At 78.8% G+C, this 3,503-nt stretch carries 3 protein-coding genes; 2 read left to right on the top strand and 1 reads right to left on the bottom strand.

Going from position 1 to position 3,503, the window contains the following annotated elements; translation table 11 throughout:
- Positions 1-1,196: acyltransferase family protein (locus GTR00_RS17000; RefSeq protein WP_205706030.1), on the top strand; the 1,196-nt coding region annotated here is incomplete at its 5' end.
- 136 nt (positions 1,197-1,332) lie between these two features.
- Positions 1,333-2,010: a response regulator transcription factor gene (locus tag GTR00_RS16995; protein ID WP_166612769.1), complete on the top strand. Its 678-nt coding sequence runs from the start codon at positions 1,333-1,335 to the stop codon at positions 2,008-2,010.
- Here GTR00_RS16995 and GTR00_RS16990 read toward each other — a convergent pair.
- Positions 1,983-3,503: sensor histidine kinase (locus tag GTR00_RS16990; RefSeq protein ID WP_205706029.1), on the bottom strand; the 1,521-nt coding region annotated here is incomplete at its 5' end. The genes GTR00_RS16995 and GTR00_RS16990 overlap by 28 nt on opposite strands.

The raw sequence follows: 3,503 nt of genomic DNA, 5'->3' as shown, positions 1-3,503 counted from the left end.
ACCCCTCCACGTCGGGGCGGGGTGGTTTCCGCCCCGACGTGGAGGGGTTGCGCGCCGTGGCCCTGGGCCTGGTGCTGCTCTTCCAGGCCGGCGCCCCGGTGTTCGTGGCCGGCAACGTCGGCGTCGACGTCTTCTTCGTGATCTCCGGGTTCCTCATCACCGGTCTGCTGGTGCGCGAGGCCGAGCGCACCGGCGGCGTCTCGCTGCGCGGCTTCTACGCCCGCCGCGCCCGGCGCATCCTGCCCAGCGCCGCCGCGGTGCTGCTGCTGACGCTGCTGGGCGTGGCGGTGCTGCTGCCCGAGCGGCTGGCCGCCGTCGCCCGCGACGCCGTCGCGGCGAGCCTGCAGGTGGCCAACTGGTGGCTGCTGTCCTTCGACGTGCACTCCCTCGACGAGCAGGTGGCGCACAGCCCGCTGAAGCACTACTGGACGCTGGCGGTGGAGGAGCAGTTCTACGTCCTGTGGCCGCTGCTGGTCCTGCTCGTCGCCCGCCGCGCCCGCCGCGGCGGGCGGCACGCGCTGCGGCCCGGCGGTCCGGCCCGGCTGCGCCGCGACCTCGCGCTCGCCCTGGCCGCGCTCAGCGCCCTGTCGCTGCTCGCCTCGGCGCTGCTCACCCCGCGCCTGGAGCTGTTCGGCTACCTCAGCACCCTCACCCGCGCCTGGCAGTTCGGCGTCGGCGGCCTGCTGGCGCTGGCCGTCCCGCTGCTCGCGGCCCGCTGCGCCGCCGGGCGCGGCGCGGCGCTGCTGCGCCTGACCGGCTGGGCCGGCGCGCTCGCGCTGGCCGTCAGCGCGGTCCTGGCCACCCGCCTGCCCTACCCGGGCTGGATCGCGCTCGCGCCCACCCTGGCCACCGCCGCGGTCATCGCCTCCGGCACCACCGGCGCGGTGCGCGGCTCGGTGGGGCGGCTGCTGTCGCTGCCGCTCGTGCGCACCGCCGGGCGGCTGTCGTACGTCTGGTACCTGTGGCACGTGCCCGCGGTGGTGTTCACCGAGGAGGTGCTGGGCACCTCGCACTGGGCGGTGCTGCTGGCCGCGGAGCTGGCCGCGGTCGTGCCCGCGCTGCTCACCGCGCGCCTGGTGGAGGGCCCGCTGCGCTCCTCCCCGCTCGTGGCGGCCTCCGCGCGCCGCGGCCTGGTGCTCGGCGCCGTCACCACGGGCGCCACCCTGACCGCCGGCCTGGCCCTGGCCGGGCTGTAGACCCCGTGCCGGAGCCCGTGCCGGAGCCCGTGCCGGCGCCCGCGCGCGCCCGGACGGGTGGCGCCGCCGCCCCGGCGGCCGGCGCGGCTGCCTACGCTGCCGCCGTGGCGGGCGGGCGCGGTGCGGGGAGGGCGACGTGAGGGTGCTGCTCGTGGAGGACGAGGTGGCGCTGGCGCAGACGCTGCGCCGGGGACTGGTGCAGGAGGGCTTCGCCGTCGACCTCGCCCACGACGGCCGCGAGGGCTTCTGGCGCGCCCGCGAGCTGCCCTACGACGTGCTGGTGCTGGACCTGATGCTGCCGCTGCGCAACGGCTACGAGGTCTGCCGCGACCTGCGCGCCGCCGGGGTGTGGACCCCCGTGCTCGTCCTGACCGCCAAGGACGGCGAGTACGACGAGGTCGACGCCCTCGACCTGGGTGCCGACGACTTCCTCACCAAGCCGTTCTCCTTCCCCGTCCTGGTCGCCCGCCTGCACGCCCTCGTGCGCCGCGGCGCCCCCGAGCGGCCCGTGGAGCTGCGCGCCGGGGACCTGCGCCTGGACCCCACCACGCGGCGCGTGCACCGCGGCGAGGAGCAGGTCGCGCTGACCGCGCGGGAGTTCGCGCTGCTGCACCACCTGATGCGCCACCGCGACGAGGTCGTCAGCAAGGCGCAGATCCTCGACGCGGTGTGGGACCCGCACGCCGACACCGACCCCAACGTGGTGGAGGTGTACGTGCGCTACCTGCGCCGCAAGATCGACGTGCCGTTCGGGCGCGCCGCGATCCAGACGGTGCGCGGCGCCGGCTACCGGCTCGCCGCCGACGGCGGCTGACCGCCCCCGCCCCGCCCGGGCCCGGGCCCGGGCCCGAGCTCGTGCTCCGGCCCGTGCTCGTCGCGGTCCCCCTCGCACGACGGCTCGGGCGCCAGCGGCAGGCGCACCTCGAACAGCGCCCCCGGGCCCGGCTCGCGCTGCGCGCAGCGCACCCGCCCGCCGTGCGCGGCGACCGCGCCCGCCACGATCGCCAGGCCCAGGCCCGTGCCGCCCGAACCGCGGTCGCGGCTGTCCTGCAGGCGCACGAAGCGGTCGAAGACCCGCTCGCGCTCGCCCGGCGGCACGCCGGGGCCGTCGTCGGCCACCGCCACCACCGCCTCGCCGCCCTCGCGGCGCACCTCCAGCTCCACCCGCCCGCGGGCGTGGCGGGCGGCGTTGTCCGCGAGGTTGCGCACCACCCGGCCCAGCGAGCCCGGGTCGCCCAGCACCCGCGCCGGCGCCGTGCGCACCGCCACCGCCACCGGCGCGCTCGCGCGCAGCCGGGCGGCCTCCGACTCCAGCAGCTCGTCCAGGTCCACCTCGGTGCGCGCAGCGGCCAGCGCGCCCTCGTCCGCGCGCGCCAGCAGCAGCAGGTCGGCCACCAGGGCCTCCAGGCGCACCGACTCGCTGCGCACCAGGTCGGCGAACTCCGCGGGCGAGGCGCTGCCCGGGTGCCGGCGCTGCACGTCCGCGGCCGCGCGCAGCGTCGCCACCGGGCTGCGCAGCTCGTGGCTGGCGTCGGCGACGAAGCGCCGCTGCGCCCGCTGCGACGTCGCCAGCCGCGCCAGCATCGCGTTCATCGTCCGCGCCAGGCGCGCCACCTCGTCCCCGCCCGGCGGCACGGGCACCCGCCCGTCCAGGTCGGTGGCCGAGATCCCGTCCACGGTGCGCCGGATCGCCTCCACCGGCCGCAGCGAGCGGCCCACGAACACCCACGTCGCCGCCCCGACCGCCCCCAGCAGCACCAGGCCGCCCACCACCACCAGGGTGGTCGCCGTGCGCAGCGTGCGCTCCGCGGCCGCGGTGCTCTCGGCGACCACCACGCTGTAGCGCTGCCCGCCGGCGTCGGCGCCCAGGACCGCCACCAGCCAGCGCCCCCCGTCCAGCGCCGGCAGCGCCCGCTCGGAGACCTCCGAGCGCGCCACCGGCGGCAGCAGGCGCGAGAGCGGCGGCAGGTCGCGCAGCGCGTAGCTGGCCGCGGCCACCGCGCCGTCGGCGGTGACCACCTGCACGTGCGTGCCGCGGTCGCCGTCGGAACCCACGACCGCGCGCAGGCGCTCCAGCGCCGCGCGGTCGCCGCCGTCCAGCGCGCCGCGCTCCACGGCCGTGCGCACCAGGCGGGCCTGCACCAGCGCCGAGGTGGCCACGGTGTCGCGCAGCGAGCCGCGCAGCACCAGCAGCCCCGCGGTGCCGCCGGCCGCGACGAGCAGCGCCAGCACCAGCACCGCGGCCGCCGTGGAGCGCACCCGCACCCCGGCGGCCGCCCACCAGCGGCCCACCACCCCGCTCACCAC

The organism is Kineococcus indalonis (assembly GCF_009906395.1).
Taxonomy (GTDB): Bacteria; Actinomycetota; Actinomycetes; order Actinomycetales; family Kineococcaceae; genus Kineococcus; species Kineococcus indalonis.
This window is presented reverse-complemented; position numbering and strand designations above follow the sequence as displayed.